Source organism: Dyadobacter soli, assembly GCF_900101885.1.
Taxonomy (GTDB): domain Bacteria; phylum Bacteroidota; class Bacteroidia; order Cytophagales; family Spirosomataceae; genus Dyadobacter; species Dyadobacter soli.
In genome coordinates, this window is record NZ_FNAN01000008.1 from 165,385 (window position 1) to 185,825 (window position 20,441).

Sequence of the window (20,441 nt, forward strand, 5' to 3'; positions counted from 1 at the left end):
CATAATTTTGTAAAAACTCCAAACAGCAGTGGACCGTGCGATATTACATTTTGACCTGGATACCTTTTTCGTATCCGTAGAGCGCAAGCAGGACAGCCGGCTTGAAAACAAGCCCATTCTCGTAGGTGGCACCGGCGACCGTGGCGTGGTGTCGGCTTGCAGCTATGAAACGCGGCAGTTTGGCGTGCATTCGGGCATGCCCATGAAGATGGCCCGTATGCTCTGTCCGGAGGCGACGGTCATTCGCGGGAATGGGGAAACGTATTCCAGGCACTCGAAAGAAGTGAGCGAGATCATCAGCCAGAATGTGCCGGTGTTTGAAAAAGCGAGTATCGATGAGTTTTACGCCGATTTGTCGGGCATGGAGAAATATTTCGATTGCTACGGCATGGCCACCGACCTGCGGAAACGCATTATCCGGGAAACCGGCCTGCCAATTTCGTTCGGGCTATCGACCAACAAGCTGGTATCCAAGGTAGCGACCGGGGAAGCTAAGCCGAACAATCAGCTTAAAGTAGACCCCGGTACGGAAAAGACATTCCTGGCGCCGATGGAAGTACAGAAAATACCGATGGTAGGCGAAAAAATGGATCAGACGCTTCGAAACCTGGGAATTAGGTACGTGAAGACGATCCAGGAAATGCCGATGGAGATCATGGGACAGGTGCTGGGTAAAAACGGCATCGCACTCTGGAACCGCGCCAACGGGCTCGACAACTCTCCTATTGTCCCATTTCACGAACGCAAATCGATTTCCAGCGAGCGGACTTTCGGGAAGGACACGGGTGATGTCCGAAAAATGCGGGAAATGGTACGGGCAATGGCGGAAACGCTGGCGTTTCAGTTGCGTACGGGCGAAAAGCTCACTTCTTGTGTTTCGGTCAAAATCCGGTATTCCGATTTCAACACTTTCTCCAAACAGCTGAAAATCGCCTACACCTCGGCTGATCATGTGCTCATTCCGCATATCGAACGGCTCTTCGACCAGCTTTACAACCGGCGGATGATGGTGAGATTGGTAGGGGTCAGTTTCAGCGACCTGGTGACGGGAAACTATCAGATCAACCTTTTCGACGATACCGAAGAGCGGCTGAACCTCTACCAGGCTATGGATTACATTAAAACCAAATACGCGTACAACAAAGACGGCGACCAGATCCTGACCTGGGCCAGCACAATGGGAATCTCGGACATCGGCGCTATGGGAAACTCCTTCAACGGCGAGCCGCCTATTATCCCGGCGCATAGGAATGCCTAGCGACGTTTCCTTTAAATACTCATGTTACTCAACTGCCACTCTTATTTCAGCCTTCGATTCGGGACGATTCCTGAGGATGAACTTCTTGCGCTTTGCAGGGAGAATGGGTACGACTGTGTCGCGCTGACGGACATTAACAACACGTCGGGGTGCCTGAACTTTATCCGCATGGCGCCGAGGTTCGATATCAAACCTATTATCGGGATCGATTTCCGGAACGGGGTAACGCAGCAGTTTGTGGCATTAGCCAAGAATAACAGTGGTTTCCAGGCATTGAACACCTATTTGTCGGCCCAGAAATTGGCGGATGCCCCATTCCCCGACCGCGCGCCGGAGATGGAGAATGTGGCATTTATTTATCCTTTTGAAAAGATCAACAAAGAACGCCGCGAGCAGTTCCGGCCTAACGAATACATCGGCATTTCGATGCAGGAGCTGGATAAACTGCATTATTCGCCGCTGCACCGCTTTATGGACAGGCTGGTGATCCAGCAGCCGGTTACGTTTCGAAACAAAAAAGATTTCAATGCACACCGCTTGCTGCGCGCGATCGACGGTAATACGCTATTGAGCAAGCTGGCTGTTTCCGAAACCGGCAAAGAGAACGAGCAGATCGTACAGGCGAAAGTCCTGGAATATCATTTCAAACAAAAAGACTTCCGCGCGATCCTTGAAAACACCCGAAAGCTGATGGACGAATGCAATATCCGTTTCAGTTTCGGCAACGAACGCGAGCATCAGAACCTGAAAGTGTTCAGCAAAAGCGAAGAGGAAGATTTCAAACGGCTGAGATCGATGAGCTACGAGGCGCTTGGTTATCGGTATGGCGACAATATCACCGACGAAATTTTCGACCGCATTGCCAAAGAGCTAGACATGATCCGGCAACAGAATTTCGTACCGTTTTTCCTGGTCAACCAGGACATTGTGAACTACGCCCGCCGCAAGGGCTATTACTACGTCGGCCGTGGGAGCGGGGCGAACAGCATTATCGCCTATTTACTCAACATTACCAATGTCGACCCTATCGAGCTGGACCTGTATTTCGAGCGGTTTATCAATTTGCATCGCAAAAACCCGCCCGATTTCGACATCGATTTCTCCTGGCGCGATCGCGAGGATGTGACGCGCTATATTTTTGATACTTATGGCAAAAATGGTCAGGCGGCATTGCTGGCGACGTACAGCACTTTTCAGCACAGTTCTGCCGTACGCGAGCTTGGAAAGGTATTCGGTTTGCCCGCATATGAGATCGATGCATTGAGCAACGGCAAGTACGATCCTAAAAAGCTGGATCAGCTTTCCGGGCTGGTCGTCCGGTACGCCGATTACTTTCAAGGTAACAACCAGCCGAACCATTTGAGCATTCACGCGGGCGGCATCCTGATTTCGGAGCGGCCAATGCATTATTTTACGGCAACCGACGTCCCGCCGAAAGGCTTTCCGACGACGCAGTTCGATATGGTGATCGCGGAAGATGTCGGCCTGAACAAATATGACATTCTGGGTCAGCGCGGGTTGGCTAAGATCAAGGAAACACTTGAAATCATCCGTTATAACCGGCCGGAAGCTGCTGACTTCGATATTAATGACGTAAGAAAATTCAAAACCGACCCGAAGATCAATGACCTGATCCGGCAGGCGCAATGCATTGGCTGTTTCTACGTGGAATCACCGGCCATGCGGATGCTTTTGAAAAAACTGGAAGTGGACAACTACCTCGGACTCGTGGCGGCGAGCTCCATTATCCGGCCGGGCGTGGCCAAAAGCGGTATGATGCGCGAGTACATCCTGCGCCATCGCCATCCCGAAAAACGGAACGAAGCACACCCGCGCCTGCTGGAACTGATGGAAGAGACTTACGGCATAATGGTGTACCAGGAAGACGTGATCAAGGTGGCGCATTACTTTGCGGGCCTTACGCTCGGGGAGGCCGATGTGATCCGGCGCGGCATGAGCGGCAAGTTTCGCGGGCGCGAGGAGTTCGAGCGGGTTAAGAAGAAGTATTTCAAAAACTGCCGGAGCAAGGGTTATGATGAGGAAATGACTATGGAAATCTGGAACCAGATCGCCAGTTTCGCCGGATTTGCATTCGCCAAAGGGCACTCCGCGTCGTATGCCGTCGAAAGCTACCAGACATTGTTCCTGAAAGCCTATTTCCCGTTGGAATTCATGGTAGCCGTTCTCAACAATGGCGGCGGCTTTTACGCGCCCGAGCTGTACATACACGAGGCGCGCATGCTCGGTGCGCTTGTACATGCGCCCTGCGTAAACCACAGCGAAGCGCAGGCGACCATCGAAGGCCATGAAATTTACCTCGGTATGCAGTTTTTGAATGCATTGGAGGCCAAAACCATTGAAAAGATCCTTAGCGCACGTACACAAGACGGCCCGTTCACCTCGCTGAACGACTTCCTGGACCGTGTACCTATTTCGATCGAACAATTGACGATCCTCATCCGGATTGATGCATTCCGGTTTACAGGTATCGGCAAGAAAACGCTGCTTTGGAAGGCACATTTCCGGCTCAGTACCACGCCTGTGAAGGTACCGCAAAAGCAATTGTTCCACACAGAAATCAAAGATTTTGAACTGCCTGAGTTCCATTCCTCTATTCTCGACGATGCTTATGACCAGATCGAGCTGCTCGGCTTTCCGCTTTGCAGCCCGTTCAATCTGCTCAAAAATGCATTGCCGAAAAGCGTCATGTCGCGCGATCTGCATGATTACGTGAACCAGGAAGTGGTGCAATACGGCTATCTGGTGGCGCTGAAAAATACCCGAACGGCGCGAGGCGAGTCGATGCAGTTCGGCACGTTCCTGGATTATGAAGGGCAATTTATCGATACCGTGCATTTCCCTACGGCTGCCGCCAAAGTGAATGGATCGGTGAAGGGTGTTTACAAAATCCGCGGTGTGGTGACGGAAGAGTTCGGTTTTTTAACGGTGGAAGTAGCGGAAATTACACGGATGGAGTCGGCCGAGCGGTAGTTCCGCGCCTGTTGCACAGGGGAGCGACTTCCAGAAGTAATTCCATAAAAAGCCATATCAACAGGCCGTTACGGATATTCAGCGTAACGACCATTAGCAATTGTTTTGAAATGAGGTGATAATAATGTCCGGGAAATATCAGGATCGTGAGCATCAATGCAGCCATGAAGATCAGCGACGCCCTGAACCTGCAAAAGGGTATCAGCGGTAACAGCCAGATCAGGTACTGTGGCGAAAGGACTTTATTGAGCAGTATGAATAGCAGTATTTGTGCCGCCGCCGCTGCATTCAATTGCCGGAATGTAATGCTGCCGCCCGCCGAAGATATCTTATAGAATGCAAAACAGAGAAAAATCGCCATCCCTACGAAGCAGGCCGGCATAACCAAATTGATACACTTTAAAACAAGGCCCGATAGCGGCGTAACGAGGTGCATCGCTCCGAAATTATGCGCTACATCGAGCTCGACGATCCCTGTCTGCTCTAAAAGCAACAAAATACCACCGGCAAGGCTCTCGATCTGAATGCCGCGCAGCAGGTGGTAGCGCATAAAATCCGGGGCGGTGTCCATTTTAGCCCAGGCGATGCAGCCGAAAATCAATGCGCCCAGACAACCGGCACCAGCGGCTAATCGAAGCATTTTCCTTAATTCACTATTGAACAAATAATATAGCCCAAACACCGGAAACAATACAATGCTGTAAAGTTTCGCAGCCACGGAGGCGACCAGCGACATTCCCGAAAAGAACGGTTTACCTGAAACGTAAGCCACGGCAAGCGTCGTCAGCATTGCCGGGAAAGGGTCAAAGCGAAAAAGGAACACCGGAAAAGCGAAAAGCGTCGCGATCAGGAAGCGGGGAAGCGCTTTGCCGCCGGCGTCCGACTTGGCTATAATTCGCGCCATAAGAGCGCCCAACGCGAGGTTTTGCAATACAAACCAGCAAACATAGCTTTCAAACGAGCCTCCCGCCAGCTGGCTCAAAATACCCGGAAGTAGAATTGGAACAAGTGAAAAAACGGGGTAATCGACGCGAAAATCACGAAATGGGATTTGCCCGTCCAACATTTTCGAGGCGACGCTTTGATAAAAAGCGAGGTCCTGGATGTGGCTGTGAAAGCGAAAAAACAGGTAGTAGCTTTCCAGTGCCAGGTAAACCAGCACCACCAATAGCGCGAGAACGTGGCGCGGGCTTTTGGTAAGGTATTTTCTGAGCACAGCATTGTGGGCGACAAGCTGCACGCCGGGAATCTTGAATTCAGACATAAATCGGACGTGTTGCGGGGGTTACATCCTTCGGGTAGTGGGTATGCAAATTGATTATGCAGCCAGAATACTTCTCCGGTTACATTTCCGTTTTTAGTCTGTTTTTGAAGAATCGTATAAAACTAGCAACTTCCGGTTATTTTACAAACTATTCATTGTTAAGCCATTATGACAATACGTAACACACTCGCATTATTCGCAGCCGTATTTATCTGCTCATGCTCGGGCAAATCCGGTTCAGAAAACAATGCATCCGACGATACTTCCTCGATCAAAAGTACGATCGCAATAGGTCCAACTAACCAATGTTTTGCGTATCAAGTCCGGAAGGATTCGGCTTTTCTTAACCTCGAAATCGCGGGCCAGCGCGTTTCCGGCAAGCTTTCCTATGCTATTTTCGAAAAAGACCGCAACGAAGGGAAACTGAGTGGAACAATGTCGGGAGATACGATTTTTGCGCATTATACATTCGCATCCGAAGGCACACAGTCGGTGAGGGAAGTGGTGTTTCTGAAAACAGGCCAGAATTGGGTGGAAGGTTTCGGCGATGTGAAAGATTCAGCCGGGGTAATGATTTTCTCGGATCGGTCGAAACTGGATTTTAAGAAAGGTCTCAGTTTCAAGCCTGTTGAATGTCCGTCGGCTGAATAATTTTTAAGGTTGTTGCCATACCGTTGTCAATGAATGGTTATTTATTGCCGTCATTATCAACCTGAAACCACGACAGCCATGGAAAAACTGGATCTTGCCAAACAATTCAAACATTACTACACCGCGAAACCGAAACCCGAACTGGTCGACATTGAAAAAGCGCAATACCTGTCCATTCAGGGCAAAGGCGACCCATCCGGCGAGGAATTTAGTCAGAAAATCCAGGCGATTTACCCGGTCGCTTACGCATTGAAATTCGCGTTCAAAGCAAAAGGTAAGGACTTTGTGGTGGCCAAACTGGAAGGTTTGTGGTGGTACGACGAGAGCCGTTACCAGAATGCAACCATCGACAACGCTCCCCAGACCATTCCGCGCAGCGAATGGGAGTACCGGCTGCTGATCCGCATTCCGGATTTCATCACGCAAAAAGATGTCGAGTCGGCGGTGGCAGAGTGCTACGCTTCCAAAGGCATGACGGAAATCAGGGAAGTGTCGTATTTTGAAATGGAAGAAGGGAAAGCTGTGCAAATGCTTCATACCGGCCCGTTCGATACGGAACCGGCGACTCTGGCAAAGCTGATGGAGTTTATGACGGCGCACAATCTGGGGCGGAATGGGCTGCATCATGAAATTTATTTGTCGGATTTTCGCAAGACCTCGCCCGACAAATTAAAAACCATTTTGCGCGAGCCGGTTAAATAGATTATTTCAATATCTTTCGCCCCTCCTGAATTCATCAAATTTAAAATCAGAAAAATGAAAAAGGCGTTCATAGCATTATGCTTGGCCGGATGGGGTGTGGTTTCTGTCGCGACTGTACACGCGCAAGGCCTGAGCACTCAAAAAATCCCTCTCGATCCCAGTGTAAAAACAGGAAAACTGAAAAACGGAATTACCTACTACATTAAAAAGAATGCGGAACCGAAGAACCGGGCGGAGCTCCGGCTGGCTGTAAAAGCGGGTTCGGTGCTGGAAACCGATGCGCAGCAGGGGCTGGCGCACTTCATGGAGCACATGAATTTCAATGGTACCACGCATTTTCCCAAAAATGAACTCGTCAATTTCCTGCAAAAAACCGGGGTCCGTTTCGGAGCGGATTTGAATGCTTATACCGGCTTCGATGAAACTGTTTACATGCTTCCCATCCCGACCGACTCGGCCGGCTTGCTCGAAAAGGGCATTCAAGTGCTGGAAGATTGGGCGAATGGCGCATTGCTCGATCCTTCCGAAATCGAAAAAGAGCGTGGTGTGGTGCTCGAAGAATCACGCATGGGCCGCGGCGCACAGCAGCGTATGCGCGACAAATTCCTGAAAGTAATCCTCAACAACTCACGTTACGCCGAGCGGCTGCCGATAGGGAAAGACAGCATTCTGAAAAGCTTCAAGCCGGAGACGATCAAGGCATTTTACCAGGATTGGTACCGTCCGGATCTGATGGCCGTCATCGCGGTAGGTGACTTCGATGTCGCGAAAGTGGAAGCATTGATCACACAGAAATTCGGTTCCATTAAGCCGCCTGTTAATCCTAAAAAACGCATTCGCTACGATATTCCGCTCGACGGCTCCACGAAAGTGGCGATCGTAACCGATTCTGAATATCCGCAGAACCTCATCCAACTAATTTACAAACAGCCTAGTGTCAAGGAGAAGTCGTTGCAGGATGTGCGGAACGACTTTGCGCAGGAGCTGTACAATGCCATGATGGGCCAGCGTATGCAGGAACTGACCCAAAAGGCCAATCCGCCATTCCTGTATGGGGCCAGCCAGTATGGCGATTTCCTGGGAAACCTGGATTCCTACACCTCCATTGCGCTCGCCAAAGACGCTGCTTCGATGAAAACCGCGTTGACGACCTTACTCGAAGAGAATGCAAGGGTTCAGAAATTCGGTTTTACGCAGCCCGAGCTCGATCGTGCTAAAAAGGACTTTTATAATGCCGTCGAAGAAGATTACAAAGAGCGTGACAAGACGAAATCGGCCAACCACGTGCAGGAATATTTGAACCATTTCCTTCACGAGAAAGCATTCATGGGCGCCGAGGCATATTTCGAATTTGTCAAGAAGCATCTCGACGGCGTAACGCTGGCGGAGATCAATGGTCTTGCCAAAAAATACATTACCGATAAAAACAGGGCCGTGGTCATTATGGGGCCTGAAAAAAGCAAGGACGCGCTTCCCACAGAAGCGGAGATCCGCACATTGCTGAATGAGGCCGGCAAGGATGTAACTGCTTATGTAGACGACGTTGTCGATGCACCGTTACTGAAAGCGGAGCCTACGCCCGGCAAAATCACAAGCGAAAAGACGCTCGACAAACTGGGCGTCACCGAACTTACGCTTTCAAACGGGGTGAAGGTTTTGTTGAAACCCACCGATTTTAAAAACGACGAAATCCTGATCAAAGCGACGGCGAAAGGCGGCTATTCCCTTTTCCCCGATGAGCGCGAAACGGGTATTTTTACCAGCTATCTCGTACAATCGGGCGGTGTGGGGCCCTACAACCAGACACAGCTCCAAAAATTCCTCGCGGGCAAGACCGCCAGCGCGGGCCCGTACGTGAGCGAGCTTACGGAAGGCATTGGGGGCAATACCAATCCGAAGGACCTCGAAACCACCATGCAGCTGATCTATGCCTATTTCACGGAACCGCGGAAGGATGCCGATGTGGTAACCGGCATATTGGCCAACCAAAAGGCCTATCTGGAAAATATGCAAAAAACATTGACCCCGGAAAAAGTTTACTCAGACTCCCTGAATGCGGTACTGACAAGCCACAATCCGAAACGCCAGCCGCTGAAACCCGAGAGCGTCGACAAAGTGAGTCTCGACCGGGCATTTGAAATTTACAAAAACCGCTTCGCCGACGCGTCCGATTTTGTATTTACAATTGTAGGGGCATTCAAACCGGAGACCATCAAGCCATTGATCGAGAAATACCTGGGCAGCCTGCCATCCAGCGACCGCGACGATACGTTCAGTCACCCGAATATTTACCCGCCGAAAGGCCGTGTGGAGAAGGTGATTTACAAAGGATTGGAGCCAAAAAGCCGGGTAACTCTCGTTTCTAGCGGCGAATATGACTATAACCCGGAGAACAACATCCAGATCGAAGCATTGCAGGAGATTTTGCAGATTAAACTGATCGAATCGCTGCGCGAGGAGGAAAGCGGCGTGTACGGTGTGAGCGTTTCAGAAGGTACCGACAAATTCCCGACCGGTCATTACAGGTTCTCCATCGGCTTTGGCTGCGCGCCCGAGAATGTGGACAAACTGGTAAAAAGGGCGCAGGAGGAGGTCAGCAAGATCAAAACAAATGGTGCGGACCAGAAGGATATTGAGAAATTCGTGGCCGAAACCCAGCGCAAAACAGAAACCGCACTCAAAACCAACGGCTTCTGGCTCGATTACCTCGACGATAACACATTCCTCGGCGACGACCTGAATGAAATCTTCGAACAGGACCGGTTACTCAAATCGGTAACCGTGGCAAGTACCAAAGCCGCAGCGCAGAAGTATTTTAATGATGACAATTTCATCAAAGTGGTGCTGATGCCCGAGAAGAAGTAGTTGGCCCTGAGACTTTGGCTATCCCGGCCACACATGATACCCATATATACAAAGCGGACCCGGAGCATTGCCCCGGATCCGCTTTGTGTTGTACCTGTATCTGATATGATGCTACGCTACCTTCCGCAGTCCCTGGATCAGAGATTCCAACCCATTCATCTTGATTTCCAGCATGGTACCGAGCAGCATGCCCAGCTTGCCGGATGGAAAACCCTCGCGGTAGAACCATTCGAGGTAGGATACGGGGAGGTCGGCGATGACGCAGTCCTTGTATTTGCCGAAAGGCATTTTGTAGTTAATCAGATCTTTGAGGATCTCGCTGTTCGGATGTGTTAACTCTTGCATACGCATGGTTTCACGCCTCGTTGCCGGCGCGAAGTTTAAAAATCAGGTTGGTTTTTAAATCAAATAATTCCTTTTCTAGCCCTACCGGATAGGTATGCGGGTTTACAAATCTTTTAATTCCCTTATAAAAATGTGCCAGCTGCTGTTGCAAACGCGCCCGCGTGTCGTGTACGGACGGCAATTTGTAGATCAGCTGACCTTTCGCGAAAACGGGGACGAGCAAATCCTCGTAATGCACTGACTCGTCGAATGACCTATTTTTTGTAAAATCATACGGATCCACCATCGTCGCTTTGCCGATCAGCGGCGTTTCGGTGTTGAATATCATATCGGACACAAAACCATTCGCATCCCTGAACCGCCGAACCTGCTGAATGCCAGGCGTCGATACCTTGATCGCCTGCTCCGACAATTTCAGTTTGTAATCCCACTCGCCGGATTCCGTACGGATCGCCGCGAGCTTAAAAACTCCGCCCAATGCCGGCTGATCATAAGCCGTGACGAGTTTTGTACCGATTCCCCACACATTTATTTTCGCTCCCTGGATTTTCAGGCTGTCCATAATGTATTCGTCGAGGTCGTTGCTGGCCACAATATTGGTCTTTTCAAAACCGGCTTCGTCCAGGATTTTCCTCGCTTCGATGCTCAGATACGCAAGGTCGCCCGAATCGAGGCGGATACCACCCAGGTCGTGCCCTTGTGCGCGGAGCTGCTTTCCTACTTCCACCGCATGGCGCACGCCGTTAAGGGAGTCGTAGGTATCCACGAGCAAAGTCACATTGTTGGGCATGTGCTTCGCGTAGGTTTCAAAAGCTTCCAATTCGCTATCGAACGACATTACCCAGCTGTGCGCATGCGTGCCCTTAACGGGAATGCCGTACAATTTGCCCGCCAGTACATTGGAAGTGGCATCAAATCCACCGATATAGGCCGCACGGCTGGCTGTGACGCCTCCGTCTGGCCCCTGGGCGCGGCGCAAACCGAATTCGAGCAAAGCATCTTCCTTCGCGACCAGGCGCATGCGGGCGGCTTTGGTGGCCACGAGCGATTGGAAATTAATGAGATTTAAGAGTGGTGTTTCCAGTAATTGGCATTGCAAAATCGGCCCCTGAATGCGAAGGAGCGGCTCATTAGGAAAGACTACGGTGCCTTCCGGAATGGCGTCGATGCTGCATTGAAGCTCCATTTTTCGCAGGTAATCGATGAAACCGTCGTCGAAAAGCCGGTTACCGTCGCTGCCGGTGAGCGAGGCAATGTAGGCCAGGTCCTCGTCATTGAAACGGTATTCCTGTAAATATTCGATCACGCTGCTTAGGCCGGCAGCAACGGTAAATCCGCCCTGAAAAGGGTGTTTTCTAAAATAGAGGTTAAAAACCGCCTCCTGCTCCGCCTTGCCCGATTTCCAATAGCCGTAGGCCATAGTGAGCTGGTACAAGTCCGTCAAAAGGCTCATCGACGTGTCGTATAGCTGGTTGATCATTTCCCCGTGAGGTTGGTGTCTAAAAGCCGCGTAGTTACTAAATAATCGGCATTATAGCTACCAATAATGATTTACCAGCCCGATCATTGACCGAATGGCACGCCGTCAGTTTACGCTTTCCAGCGAAGGAAACTGCTGCGTCCACATGCCGTGATACTTGCCCTTCTTCGACATCAGCTTCTTATGGCTTCCCTCTTCGATGAGTTTTCCCTGTTCCAAAACCACGATTTTATCCGCATTCATCACGGTACTCAACCGGTGGGCGATGAGGATAATCGTCTTCTGCCGCTTGCGCAATGCCTGTACCGCCAGCTGGATATGCTGCTCCGATCGTGAATCGAGCGAGGACGTTGCTTCATCGAGGATCAATATCTCGGGGTCGCGGTAGAGCGCGCGGGCGATCGCGAGGCGCTGGCGCTGCCCGCCCGAGAGACTGGTACCATTCTCGCCAATGTAAGTATTGAAGCCATTGGGCAGGTTTTCGATGAATTTCATGATATCCAGCTCCTGGCAAATAGCGATGATCTTCTTCATATCCGGCTCAAACTCCCCTACCGCGATGTTGTTGATCACATTACCCGCAAACAAATGCACATCTTGCGGCACAGCCCCTACCATTTGTCGCAGGCTGTCATTAGTAAGGTATTTAATATCAAAACCGCCGATGTGAATGTTGCCTTTTTCAATACTGTAAATATTTTGAAGCAATGCGAGCAATGTCGTTTTACCCGAACCGCTCTCTCCGACGACAGCCGTAATTTTACCTTTTGGGATCGTCAAGTCCAGCCCTTCGAACACTGTTACCCGCGTGCCGTAACGGAAATGCACGTTTTTGAAATGAATATCCCCGATCATATCCGGCGTCATCACCGCCTTGTTCTCATAAGATTCGCGCTCGATATCCATGATTTCAAAAAGCCTGTCGGCGGCGATGGACGCGTCCTGGATAATCTTGTTCATACCGATCAGGCTCGCTACGGGCCCGGTGAAATAGCCGATGATAGCGTAAAATGAGAGCAGTTCACCAGGTGTAATAATGTTATGCAAAACAAAAACCGACCCTGCCCAGAGCAGCACAATCGTGAATGCGCTGGAAACAAAACCGCTGAAATCACCGATCCACAGGGAATTGGTATTGGATTCGTAGACCGAACGCAGCATACCTACAAACCGCGTTTCTGTACGCATATTGGTAAAATCTTCCAGCCCGAACCGCTTAATCGTACTCACCGAATGGATCGATTCCACGAGTTGCGCTTCCAGCTCCGCCGAGCTTTCCATCAATTTCCGCTGCGTGGCTTTGTTCATGCGATTGGAGAAGTAATAAATCACCGCGTACAACGGCACCACGCCGAGCATGATCAGCGCAAGCTTCCAGTAATATGTAAACATGAGCGCGAACGAAAACAGCAGGATGAATATATTCACCGCAAACCCGATGAGCACATCATTGATAAACACCCTGATCTTCACCGCATCGTTGATCCGTGAAATAATCTCCCCGACACGCATATTGTCGAAAAACTGCTGCGGTAGGCGGAGCAAATGTTTATAGTAGCCCAAAATCAGCCGCGCGTCGATCTGCTGGCCGGTTTTAATGGTTAAAATGCTTTTGGCATGATTGATCACCACCCTGAACAGCAGGATACCGATCATTACCACGCCCATCAGGTTAAGCAGGTTGCGATTACCTTCCGGCAACACATTATCCACTATTTTTTGCAGGAAAATGGAGGTCGAAAGGCCAAGTATCGTGTAAATGATCGCCCCGAGCAACACTTGTAGCAATGTCGACCGGTGCGGCATGAGCAGGTACCAAAACCGTTTGGTAACAGAAATCTTTTCATCACCCTCCATAAACGAATCTCCTGGCTGCACGAGGATCAGTACGCCCGTCCAGATGCTCCGGAACTCTTCATGCGACATCTCGATCAGTTCGCCCCGTGCCGGGTCCATCACCTCTACCATGCTCGCATTCACGCGGTATACCACCACATAATGATGCAGAATGCCCTTGATAATTACGTGTGCGATCACGGGTACGGGTACGTGCGGGAGCTGTTCGAGGTCGGCTTTTACGCCTTTTGCATTAAAACCCAACTTGGTTGCAGCCTCGATGAGCCCCAGCACATTCGTGCCCTTTTTATCGGTGGAAGCGTATTGACGGATGCGTGCGACGGGAATCGTAAGCTTATAGAATGCGGCCGCCGACGCCAGGCAAGTGGCGCCGCAGTCGGTGAAGTCATGCTGCTTCATGATCACCGATCGCAGGTTTCCCCTGCCGTTTAAAAACGGCAGTTTTCGCATTAATACAGCCCAAAAATGTGATATGGCGGCTGCTATTCGATGGAGTACCGGGTTTTTCATAGGACTCAGTTCAGCGGTGGTGTGTCGGTAGTGGCGATGAGATTCGGGTTCAGCCAGTCGTCGGCTTTGTCGTAGAGCAGCTGGAATAATGTGCGTTCGGTTACGAGGAAACGCGCTTGCAGCGTCATACCCTTTTTCAATTTTCCGACGTAACCGTTTTTGAGTGTCAGCGTGTTTTTGTCCAGTTTACAGCGGACTTTGAAGAATGGCGGTTCTTTCCCATTGGTATACACGTCGTTGGAAATCGAAATAACCTTTCCGGTTACGAGGCCCCATTGGTTGTAATTGTATGCATCTACCTGCAAGCGCGTCTTCGTGCCGGGGTGAATGAGCCCGATGTCTTTCGGTAGCACGTACATTTCGGCCACCATGGCCTCATCAGGTGATATCTCGGCCAATAGCTCGTTGGCCGTAACAATACTCCCGGGCTGTAAACCTTTCAGTTGCTGGATCGTGCCGCTGATCGGCGCTTTCACCTCATAGAAATCCTTTTCGCGCAAGTACTGCTGGTCCTGTGATTCCAACTCGCGGGTTTTCATGCGCAATTGGGTAAGCGCGGCTTCCCAACGGGCTTCTTCCTCCTCCATAATCGTTTTGATGCGGCTGGTAGCAGAGCTGTGCAGCAATACCGCGCGGTCATACTCTGCTTCGGAGATCGCCTTTACCTCGTGGAGTTTTTTGCTTCGTTCGAAATCTTTCTCGACCGTCGCCAGGGTCGTTTTGGCGTCGTTGATACGTTGCCAGAACAATGCAAAGTCCTGTTTGTACAGCCCGCTCGCGAGCCCCGGCTTTTTACTCCAATTGTTGGTGCGGCTTAAATGGAGGAGAATATTAAGGTCTTTGATCTGGTTGAGGTAGTCGTCCTTCTGAGCTTTTACAAGCTGGTTTTGTTCGCGCAGAATGCCGGCTTCGATTTTCAATAATGTCTGCCCCTTGCGTACCCGCTGGTTTTCGGAGACGAAAACCGAGTCGAGGCGGCCGCTGACCAATGCTTTGATTTCATTCCGGTCGTCGGTGGCGCGGATAATGCCGGTACTTTTCACGCTCACATCCACGGCAATGACGAACAGGCCGATGAATGCGATGATCGTCATCAGGATCATGACCCGGTACACCACCCCTGAGCGCGTGTGATGCTTGTGAAAGTGGTAATCGGCGGTGTATTCCAGAATTTCCGGGGGGAATATCCTGTTTTTGTCTGGCTGAGGATTGTTCATAGTGTGATCGTTCTGGTGGGGCTGTAATGCTCAAAAAGCGGGAACAGCCGTGCCGTTCCCGCTCTTATATCTGAATTCAGTTCTATTCTGTGATAGAATTCAAAATGGCGCCCAGGTCAAGGCCAAGACCGAAGCTGGTTTTCTCCCAGGATCCGTCTTCGTCTTTCGACTCATTGCTGAAATTCAATCCCAGCGCGCCGGTAATTCCGCCTGTCGACGACGAGTCGCCGCCAAGGCCCAACAAACCACCATTGATTTCTCTCATTTCTTGTGCATTCAATTCTTGGAGTTTCATAATGCAAAAAATTTAATTGAAACATAGCCTACTCTTTTTCAGGTTTTCAGCGTCCCCTGCTTGAACGTTGAGGTTCGGTGACGTTTGTTAAAGCACTATGCCATTGGCGGCACAATGAATTGACAATCAAACAACTAACAGGAATAAAATACAACTCAGAAGAGTAAAGTGAAGTAATCCGAACGCAGAAGCGATTCGTATCATGCGCGCGGTTCCATATACAACGGGCACGAATATGACGGCACGGAACGCGGCGTCGCAGAGGCGTTGTGACCTCGATTTGGCAAAAATACCGGTGAATGAGATGGTCGGAATGTCCGGTCGAAAATCAAAGCAAGACAATGGGGAAACGCTTGTGTCGATTTAGTCTACAATCGGAGAAAGTAGTTCGGCATACTCCCCGATTTCAGTTTACAAGTAATCGGTCCGGTCCGTTTGATGCGTATGTTTTAAATAATTAACCTGCTACACACTTATATATTCATTTCATGAGCAACACGATAGAGGCTAAAATGCGGGCAGTGGCGACAAATATCAGGAAGATCAGGGAGTACCGCGATTATACTCAGGACTACCTCGCCATGAAGCTTGGCATTTCGCAGAACGCGTACAGTAAGATCGAACTCGCGTACACGCGCATTACGCTCGAACGCCTGGTGCAGATTGCCCAGATCCTCGAAGTAGACTCGGTAGATTTGCTGAACGGCAATGCGGAGGACCTGGTGAGGCTGCATGCCGGCAAATGATTGAATGATTGAATGATTGAATGATTGAATGATTGAATAAAAAACTATTCGGTCATTCGGTCATTCAATCATTCAAAATTAATCAGCTCAGATCACTTCGAGAATCCGCTCGATAGCCACCTGATAACCAATTTTCTCCTTTAACTCATTGATATGAACACGTTCCTGCTCCATTGAGTCGCGGTGGCGGATGGTTACGGTGTCGTCTTCCATAGTCTGGTAATCCACCACGATACAGAACGGCGTTCCGATCAGGTCCTGCCGGGTATAACGTTTGCCGATCGCCGCATTGTCGTCGTAAACCGTACGGAATGACGATTTCAGAGAGCTAGCCAACGCCTGTGCTTTTTCAGCCAAACCATCCTTTTTAACCAACGGCAACACCGCCGCCTTGAATGGCGCCAATGCAGGGTGTAGTTTCAGGAATGTACGCTCTTTCGCAGCGTCGCCCTCGCCTACCGATTCCACGGTATAAGCATTGCAGAAAGTCGCGAGGAACAGACGGTCGGCGCCCACGGATGTTTCCACCACGTAGGGAATGTAGTTACCGTATGGCTTGCCGTTCTCGTCGAGGTCGGCGTCGAAGTATTGTTGTTTTTTCTTCGAAAGCTCCTGATGGTTGCGCAAATCGAAATCCGAACGGGAGTGGATACCTTCGATCTCGCGGAAACCGAACGGGAATTCGAATTCGATATCGACAGCCGCCTTCGCATAATGCGCAAGCTTTTCGTGGTCGTGGTATTTCAATTTCTCGGCAGGTAGTCCTATCGCCTTGTGGAACTTCAACCGCGCCTCTTTCCATTTGTTATACCACTCTTCTTCGGTGCCGGGGCGAACGAAGAATTGCATTTCCATTTGTTCGAATTCGCGCATACGGAAGATAAACTGGCGCGCCACGATCTCATTACGGAATGCCTTACCGATCTGTGCGATACCGAAAGGCACCTTCATACGGCCGCTTTTCTGCACGTTCAGGAAGTTGACAAAAATACCCTGCGCGGTTTCAGGACGGAGGTAAATCATGCTGGTATCTTCGGCCACCGATCCTACCTGCGTGCTGAACATGAGGTTGAACTGACGAACCTCCGTCCAGTTGCTCGTGCCCGACACCTGGCATTTGATCCCTTCCGCGATGATCAGCTCGCGAACCCCGTTCAGGTCTTCGGCGCTGAGCAAGCGGCCCATTTCAGCGAGCAACGCTTTCGCTTTTTCTGGCTCGCCATCCTTTTCATATTGTTCTGCCTTGCCTTCCAGAAGCTGGTCGGCGCGGTAGCGTTTCTTGGAATCCTTGTTATCGATCATCGGATCGTTAAAACCATCGACATGGCCGGATGCCTTCCACGTGAGCGGATGCATGAAAATCGCCGCATCGATACCGACAATATTGTCGTTCAACTGCGTCATAGCCTTCCACCAGGCCGCTTTCAGGTTGTTTTTCAATTCGACGCCGTTCTGACCATAATCGTAAACGGCTTGTAATCCATCATATATTTCGGAAGAAGGGAATACAAAACCGTATTCCTTCGCGTGCCCAACAATGTCTTGCAGAGAGGTAGCAGGTGCCTGGCTCATTCTATTCGTTTAAAATCAATAAGAAAAAAGACTATTAAATCCATCAAAATCATGAATTTGGCAAAATTAGGGATTTTGACGGCATTGCGCATTGGTACCCGGCGGGAAATCCGGCGTTAATTTTTCTTTAAATCGCGTGCGCCGCTGAACAGGGTTGTCCGTTAGCGAACAGCAAAACGGCTATTTTTAAGTGTAAATCATTAATAATCAACAAAAAACACGATTGGCATATAATTTATTCGTGTAATAGCACTGACTAACAAACCTTGACTTATGCTATTCAACTACCTCAAAATATCGATCAGGAACTTCCGCAAGCAGCGGTTGTTCAGCGCGCTGAATATCCTGGGCCTCGGCATCGGCATCGCCGCCGTGTGGCTCATGGTGCTGTATGTGGCCGACGAACTCAGCTACGACCGCTTCCACACCAAAGCCGACCGCATTTACCGCGTTACGCAGCAATCCGAATGGGCCACTGGCAGTTTTAATCTGGCATCCACCTCCGCGCCATTCTCGCCGGCATTGCAAAATGAATATCCTGAGATCGAAAAAGCCGTGCGCATCAGCGCCGAGGGCGGCGGCAAAATCCGGTTTGGCGAGAAGCAAGTCGATGCCTACGACGTCTTTTTTACCGACGCCTCCGTTTTCGACATTTTCTCCTATTCATTTCTGTATGGTGATCCTAAAACCGCATTGCGCGAGCCACAGAAGATCGTGCTGACCAAGACCCTGGCTACCCGCATATTCGGGGACGCGGCAAAGGCAATGGGACAAACCGTGTTCTTCTCCAATAATTTCCCGAATGTCGTAACCGGCGTAATCGAAGACGTTCCTACCAACTCTCACCTGGTTTTCAGCGCATTGAGGTCACTACCTCCCGACTTTACCGGCGGCTGGCAGGACGGCGATATTTATACTTATCTCCTCTTGAAGGAAGGCACAGATGCCCGTAAGCTCGAAGCGAAATTCCCTGCTTTTTATACCAAATACCTCAAAAAAGAGATGGGTGATGCCGATTATCGTATGAACCTGCAACCGCTGACGTCCATTCACCTGCATTCGCATCTGGGTTTCGAGTTCAGCACGAACGGCAATATCAAAACGGTTTACATTTTCTCCGCCATTGCATTGCTCATCCTGGTCATTGCCTGCATTAATTATATGAACCTCTACACCGCCCGCTCGCTCAAACGGGTGCGCGAGGTAGGCGTGCGCAAGGCCATCGGATCGCAGCGTTTCCAGCTCATCGGGCAGTTCCTGACCGAGTCATTTATGATGACGATACTGGCAGGTTTTGTAGGATTTCTTTTAGCGAGTGCCGCATTACCATTTTTCAACCGGCTTGCAGAAAAATCGTTGAGCCTGGATTTTCATGACAACAACATCGCCACTATTGCCATCGCGGTGGCATTCCTGCTGCTGATCGGGCTGCTCAGCGGGTTGTATCCTGCATTAATGCTCTCGGGGTACCGGCCGGTTATCGCATTGAAAGGCCAGCTGGGCAGCCAGACAGGCGGCGCGGGTTTCCGGCAATCGCTGGTGGTGTTCCAGTTTGCAGCCACGGTGGTGATGATCGCCTGCTCGGGTATTGTGTACCGGCAGATCCGGTATGTCAATCAGAAAGATTTAGGTTTCAACAAAGACCAGGTCCTGACTTTTCATATCGACAAAAGCGAAGTAAGAACGCAGGTAGGCGCGTTGAAAGAGAAACTTGGCCAGAATCCGCTGATCGAAAGCTCCGCAGCTGCAAGTAACCCCATCGGCAACAATTTTATAGGCTCTACCGGTTTGCTCATTGAAACCAGCAATGGCGAAATCCCTTCGACCACCCAAATGACCCAGCGTTTCATGGCCGACGCCGATTACCTGCGGACGATGGAGATCAAACTGCTGCAAGGCCGTGATTTTATCAAAAATTCCCCCGCTGACCTGGCCGGTTCCGTGCTGGTGAACGAAGCATTGGTTAAAAAACAAGGCTGGACAAACCCCATCGGCAAGAGAATGCGTTATCCTGCGGACAAGGACGGCAATGTAACGGAGCTGACCATTGTAGGTGTGACCAACGATTTTCACATTTATTCGCTGCAACATAAGATCGAGCCGCTGGTCATCCAGTTCGCTCCGCCGACAGAACAGGACAATATGTATGTGCGCATCAACGCCGCCAAAACCCCCGAAGCGCTCGCGTATATCAGCCAGGTATACAAAACTTTCGACGCCGAAGCACGCCCGGAATTCCAGTTCCTGGATGAAAATTTTGCCAAACAATACCAGGCGGAGCAACGCCAGGGCAATGTGCTGCTGGCATTCGCGGTACTGGCCATCGTCATCGCCTGCCTCGGCCTTTTCGGCCTGGCTGCATTCGCTGCCGAAGCGCGCACGAAAGAAATCGGCGTACGCAAAGTGCTCGGCGCCAGCGTCCAGAATGTGGTGCTGATGCTTTCCAAAGATTTTATTAAGCTGGTGCTCATTGCGATTGTCATAGGGACGCCCATTGCCGTCTACTCCATGAACAAATGGCTGGAAAACTTCGAATACCGCGAAACACTATCCTGGTGGATCTTCGCCCTGGCCGGCATCATCGCCATCGTGATCGCGTTGGCAACCGTCAGCTCGCAAGCATTGAAATCGGCACTGACCAACCCGGTGAAGGCGTTGAGGGCGGAGTGAGGGAGGAAAGGAAGGATG

General features: G+C 50.5%; 14 protein-coding genes. 7 read left to right on the forward strand and 7 right to left on the reverse strand.

The features are described from left to right. The first annotated feature begins 28 nt into the window (after window positions 1-28). A complete protein-coding gene (gene dinB / locus BLQ88_RS14395) occupies window positions 29-1,258 on the forward strand; it encodes a DNA polymerase IV (protein ID WP_090151076.1) in 1,230 nt (409 codons plus the stop codon). A gap of 21 nt (window positions 1,259-1,279) precedes the next feature. Beyond that, on the forward strand, window positions 1,280-4,249 hold the full coding sequence (locus BLQ88_RS14400; protein WP_090151079.1) for a DNA polymerase III subunit alpha: 2,970 nt from the start codon (window positions 1,280-1,282) through the stop codon (window positions 4,247-4,249). On the opposite strand, the gene BLQ88_RS14405 is transcribed toward BLQ88_RS14400, so the two are convergent. After that, the gene (locus BLQ88_RS14405; RefSeq protein ID WP_090151081.1) at window positions 4,221-5,513 is read right to left on the reverse strand and encodes a glycosyltransferase family protein; all 1,293 of its coding nucleotides are present in this window, start codon (window positions 5,511-5,513) and stop codon (window positions 4,221-4,223) included. The two genes, BLQ88_RS14400 and BLQ88_RS14405, sit on opposite strands and share 29 nt — an antisense overlap. Before the next feature lie 168 nt (window positions 5,514-5,681). Between BLQ88_RS14405 and BLQ88_RS14410 the strand changes: the two genes are divergently transcribed. From BLQ88_RS14410 to BLQ88_RS14420, 3 genes are all read left to right on the forward strand, one after another. Next, a complete protein-coding gene (locus BLQ88_RS14410; RefSeq protein ID WP_090151084.1) occupies window positions 5,682-6,164 on the forward strand; it encodes a hypothetical protein in 483 nt (160 codons plus the stop codon). A 78-nt stretch (window positions 6,165-6,242) separates the two neighbouring features. Next, on the forward strand, window positions 6,243-6,866 hold the full coding sequence (locus tag BLQ88_RS14415) for a GyrI-like domain-containing protein (RefSeq protein ID WP_090151087.1): 624 nt from the start codon (window positions 6,243-6,245) through the stop codon (window positions 6,864-6,866). 54 nt (window positions 6,867-6,920) lie between these two features. Beyond that, complete coding sequence (locus tag BLQ88_RS14420; protein ID WP_090151090.1) at window positions 6,921-9,731, forward strand: M16 family metallopeptidase; 2,811 nt, start codon at window positions 6,921-6,923, stop codon at window positions 9,729-9,731. A 111-nt stretch (window positions 9,732-9,842) separates the two neighbouring features. Here BLQ88_RS14420 and BLQ88_RS14425 read toward each other — a convergent pair whose 3' ends face one another. The 5 genes from BLQ88_RS14425 to BLQ88_RS14445 form a co-directional block, all read right to left on the reverse strand. After that, on the reverse strand, window positions 9,843-10,076 hold the full coding sequence (locus BLQ88_RS14425) for a DUF3820 family protein (RefSeq protein ID WP_090151562.1): 234 nt from the start codon (window positions 10,074-10,076) through the stop codon (window positions 9,843-9,845). Between the two features lie 10 nt (window positions 10,077-10,086). Further along, complete coding sequence (locus BLQ88_RS14430) at window positions 10,087-11,556, reverse strand: nicotinate phosphoribosyltransferase (protein ID WP_090151093.1); 1,470 nt, start codon at window positions 11,554-11,556, stop codon at window positions 10,087-10,089. A 105-nt stretch (window positions 11,557-11,661) separates the two neighbouring features. Continuing rightward, on the reverse strand, window positions 11,662-13,812 hold the full coding sequence (locus tag BLQ88_RS14435; RefSeq protein ID WP_229212697.1) for a peptidase domain-containing ABC transporter: 2,151 nt from the start codon (window positions 13,810-13,812) through the stop codon (window positions 11,662-11,664). A 116-nt stretch (window positions 13,813-13,928) separates the two neighbouring features. After that, a complete protein-coding gene (locus BLQ88_RS14440) occupies window positions 13,929-15,140 on the reverse strand; it encodes an HlyD family secretion protein (RefSeq protein ID WP_090151098.1) in 1,212 nt (403 codons plus the stop codon). An 82-nt stretch (window positions 15,141-15,222) separates the two neighbouring features. Continuing rightward, window positions 15,223-15,435 carry a hypothetical protein gene (locus BLQ88_RS14445; protein WP_090151101.1) on the reverse strand — a complete coding sequence of 71 codons (213 nt, stop codon included), beginning with the start codon at window positions 15,433-15,435 and terminating at the stop codon, window positions 15,223-15,225. 488 nt (window positions 15,436-15,923) lie between these two features. On the opposite strand from BLQ88_RS14445, the gene BLQ88_RS14450 reads away from it, so the two are divergent. Further along, window positions 15,924-16,181, forward strand: a complete 258-nt coding sequence (locus BLQ88_RS14450; protein ID WP_090151104.1) for a helix-turn-helix domain-containing protein — start codon at window positions 15,924-15,926, stop codon at window positions 16,179-16,181. Between the two features lie 87 nt (window positions 16,182-16,268). On the opposite strand, the gene BLQ88_RS14455 is transcribed toward BLQ88_RS14450, so the two are convergent. Beyond that, window positions 16,269-17,753 carry a glycine--tRNA ligase gene (locus tag BLQ88_RS14455; protein WP_090151108.1) on the reverse strand — a complete coding sequence of 495 codons (1,485 nt, stop codon included), beginning with the start codon at window positions 17,751-17,753 and terminating at the stop codon, window positions 16,269-16,271. A gap of 273 nt (window positions 17,754-18,026) precedes the next feature. Here BLQ88_RS14455 and BLQ88_RS14460 point away from each other — a divergent pair, with 273 nt between their 5' ends. Further along, window positions 18,027-20,423: an ABC transporter permease gene (locus BLQ88_RS14460; protein WP_090151113.1), complete on the forward strand. Its 2,397-nt coding sequence runs from the start codon at window positions 18,027-18,029 to the stop codon at window positions 20,421-20,423. Window positions 20,424-20,441: the final 18 nt, after the last annotated feature.

Excerpts from the sequence above, each read along its gene's own strand:
- BLQ88_RS14400 (WP_090151079.1), top strand. The coding sequence starts at position 1,280 with ATGTTACTCAACTGCCACTCTTATTTCAGCCTTCGATTCGGGACGATT.
- BLQ88_RS14405 (WP_090151081.1), bottom strand. The coding sequence starts at position 5,513 with ATGTCTGAATTCAAGATTCCCGGCGTGCAGCTTGTCGCCCACAATGCT.
- BLQ88_RS14410 (WP_090151084.1), top strand. The coding sequence starts at position 5,682 with ATGACAATACGTAACACACTCGCATTATTCGCAGCCGTATTTATCTGC.
- BLQ88_RS14415 (WP_090151087.1), top strand. The coding sequence starts at position 6,243 with ATGGAAAAACTGGATCTTGCCAAACAATTCAAACATTACTACACCGCG.
- BLQ88_RS14420 (WP_090151090.1), top strand. The coding sequence starts at position 6,921 with ATGAAAAAGGCGTTCATAGCATTATGCTTGGCCGGATGGGGTGTGGTT.
- BLQ88_RS14425 (WP_090151562.1), bottom strand. The coding sequence starts at position 10,076 with ATGCAAGAGTTAACACATCCGAACAGCGAGATCCTCAAAGATCTGATT.
- BLQ88_RS14430 (WP_090151093.1), bottom strand. The coding sequence starts at position 11,556 with ATGATCAACCAGCTATACGACACGTCGATGAGCCTTTTGACGGACTTG.
- BLQ88_RS14435 (WP_229212697.1), bottom strand. The coding sequence starts at position 13,812 with ATGAAGCAGCATGACTTCACCGACTGCGGCGCCACTTGCCTGGCGTCG.
- BLQ88_RS14440 (WP_090151098.1), bottom strand. The coding sequence starts at position 15,140 with ATGAACAATCCTCAGCCAGACAAAAACAGGATATTCCCCCCGGAAATT.
- BLQ88_RS14445 (WP_090151101.1), bottom strand. The coding sequence starts at position 15,435 with ATGAAACTCCAAGAATTGAATGCACAAGAAATGAGAGAAATCAATGGT.
- BLQ88_RS14450 (WP_090151104.1), top strand. The coding sequence starts at position 15,924 with ATGAGCAACACGATAGAGGCTAAAATGCGGGCAGTGGCGACAAATATC.
- BLQ88_RS14455 (WP_090151108.1), bottom strand. The coding sequence starts at position 17,753 with ATGAGCCAGGCACCTGCTACCTCTCTGCAAGACATTGTTGGGCACGCG.
- BLQ88_RS14460 (WP_090151113.1), top strand. The coding sequence starts at position 18,027 with ATGCTATTCAACTACCTCAAAATATCGATCAGGAACTTCCGCAAGCAG.